The organism is Ornithinibacter sp. (assembly GCF_035443565.1).
Taxonomy (GTDB): Bacteria; Actinomycetota; Actinomycetes; order Actinomycetales; family Dermatophilaceae; genus Fodinibacter.
In genome coordinates this window covers 1-2,395 of the sequence record NZ_DAORSO010000126.1, presented here as the reverse complement: position 1 = coordinate 2,395, position 2,395 = coordinate 1, and the positions used below count along the sequence as shown (strand labels likewise).

1 protein-coding gene and 1 pseudogene are annotated in these 2,395 nt (G+C 70.4%); one reads left to right on the top strand and one right to left on the bottom strand.

Going from position 1 to position 2,395, the window contains the following annotated elements; translation table 11 throughout:
- Positions 1-282 precede the first annotated feature (282 nt).
- Positions 283-1,623: a crotonyl-CoA carboxylase/reductase gene (ccrA, locus tag PLL68_RS11425; protein ID WP_324534187.1), complete on the bottom strand. Its 1,341-nt coding sequence runs from the start codon at positions 1,621-1,623 to the stop codon at positions 283-285.
- A gap of 151 nt (positions 1,624-1,774) precedes the next feature.
- Here ccrA and PLL68_RS11420 point away from each other — a divergent pair.
- Positions 1,775-2,395, top strand: a pseudogene (locus PLL68_RS11420) (glycoside hydrolase family 15); the annotation flags it as partial.

The window sequence follows — 2,395 nt, the reverse complement described above, 5'->3', positions numbered from 1 at the left end:
GGCGGTGTGGTCGACGTCGGCGGGTTCGGCGTCCGTCGCCCGGGCCGCGATGCGGTTGCTCTCCTCGAGCGCCGCGAGTTGCCGTCGCCGGAACTCACCCCACCGGGTCACCGGGCTCCACAGCCTCGACACGTCCACGCCACACCTCCCGCGGCAACCCTACGGTGAGATGAGGCCGCCGGGCGCCACGGCATCCCTCTCCGACTTCGTGCGACTTCGGCACCGGTCTGGGCAGGTGTGTGGCGCAGAACCGCACCCAAGTCGCACGAAGTCGGGAAAAGGTCAGGCGTTGCGGAAGCGGTTGATCTCGCTCTCGAAGCGGGCCCGCTTCTCGGGGTTGCTCACGCCGAGGCCCTCCTCGGGCGACAGGGTGAGCACGCCGACCTTGCCCTGGTGGAGGTTGCGGTGCACGTCCAGGGCGGCGGTACCGACGTCCTCGAGGCGGTAGGTGCGGCTGAGGGTCGGGTGGATCAGGCCGCGGTCGATGAGCTCGTTGGCCTCCCACGCCTCGCGGTAGTTCGCGAAGTGCGAGCTGACGATGCGCTTGAGGTTCATCCACAGGTAGCGGTTGTCGTACTCGTGCATGTATCCCGAGGTCGACGCACACGTGACGATCGTGCCGCCCTTGCGGGCGACGTAGACGCTGGCGCCGAAGGTCTCGCGGCCGGGGTGCTCGAAGACGATGTCGACGTCGTGCCCACCGGTCAGCTCACGGATCTTCTTGCCCAGGCGCTGCCACTCCTTGGGGTTCTGCGCCGTGCCGTCCTCGTTCCAGAACCGGTACCCCTCCGCGGAGCGGTCGATGATGAGCTCGGCGCCCATCGCGCGGCAGATCGCGGCCTTCTCGGGGGAGGAGACCACGCAGATCGGGGTCGCGCCGCCGGCCAGGGCCATCTGGGTCGCGTAGGAACCCAATCCGCCCGACGCACCCCAGATGAGCACGCGGTCACCGAGCTTCATGTGGGCGCCGTTGCGCGAGATGAGCTGGCGGTAGGCCGTGCTGTTGACCAGGCCGGGAGATGCCGCCTCCTCCCACGACAGGTGGGTGGGCTTGGGCATCAGCTGGTTGGCCTTGACGATCGCGAGCTCGGCCAGACCGCCGAAGTTGGTCTCGAACCCCCAGATCCGCTGCTGCGGGTCCATCATCGTGTCGTCGTGACCGGCGGCGTCCTCGAGCTCGACGGACAGGCAGTGCGCGACGACCTCGGTGCCGGGCTTCCACTTGGTCACACCCGGGCCCACGCGCAGGACGACGCCCGCGAGGTCGGAGCCGACGACGTGGTAGTCGCGGTCGTGACGCTTGGCGAACTCCGAGGTGCGGCCGTAGCGCTCGAGGAACCCGAACGTCGACACCGGCTCGAAGATCGAGGTCCACACGGTGTTGTAGTTGATGGCGCTGGCCATGACGGCGACGAGGGCCTCACCGGGCGCGAGCTCGGGGGTGGGCACCTGCTCGACGTGCAGGGACTTGCGCGGGTCCTTGTCGCGGCTGGCCAGACCCTCGAACATCAGGGCCTCGTCCTTGTGCACGGTCGCGGCCCGATAGGTCTTCGGCACCTCGATCCCGGCGTAGGTCTGCTCGGTGCGGTCCCCGGAGAGGATGGCCTCGCGGATCTGGTCCATGCGGTCGTGCTCCTTTGGCGGCGAAGGCTGGGTCTTGCGTGAACCTAGCCGCCGACCCGGCCCCGGTTGCGTGCGTATGACGGTGCCCACAGCGTGATCCGGCTCACGGGGGTCGGGAGCCCTGCTCAGGCATCCGGCATACAGTTTCGTCGTGTCCCCGATCGCCCTGACCCGCCGCCGCGTGCTGCTCGGTGGGGTCGGGCTGCTGGCCTACTCGGGCACGGCGTACTGGAGCATCACCGAGCGGATCATGCGCGCCGAGGTGCCGTTGTACGGGGAGACGGTGGCCTTCGGCGGGGGCGGGAGCCGTGAGATCGTCCCGGTGGGACGGGTGGATGCCGTGGTGCCGGGCACGCGGGTGCTCGCCGACCGCGTCCAGACGGCTGCCCTGCTCGAGGAGGAGCAGGCGTGGCTCGCCTCGTGCGCCCCTTGGGTGCAGACCTGCCTCGACGCGGGTGACGATGTGCTCCGCTCTGCCCTGCTCGACCTGCGCGCCCTCTCCGCCGACCTCAAGGTCTCCGTGGCGGGGTGGACCGACCGGTGGCGCTACGCGTGGCCCAGGGACGTCTCGTTCGTGGCAGCAGCCCTGGCCCGGGTCGGCCACCACGACGCAGCGGCCGACCAGCTGCGCTGGCTGCGCGGTGTCCAGGGCAGGGACGGCGGGTTCGAGGCGCGCTACGACCCGAGCACGCGGCGCCCCCCTGACGACCGCGTCGCCCAGCTCGACGGCACCGGCTGGGTGGTGTGGGGCGCTGCCCAGATCGCGGCGCAG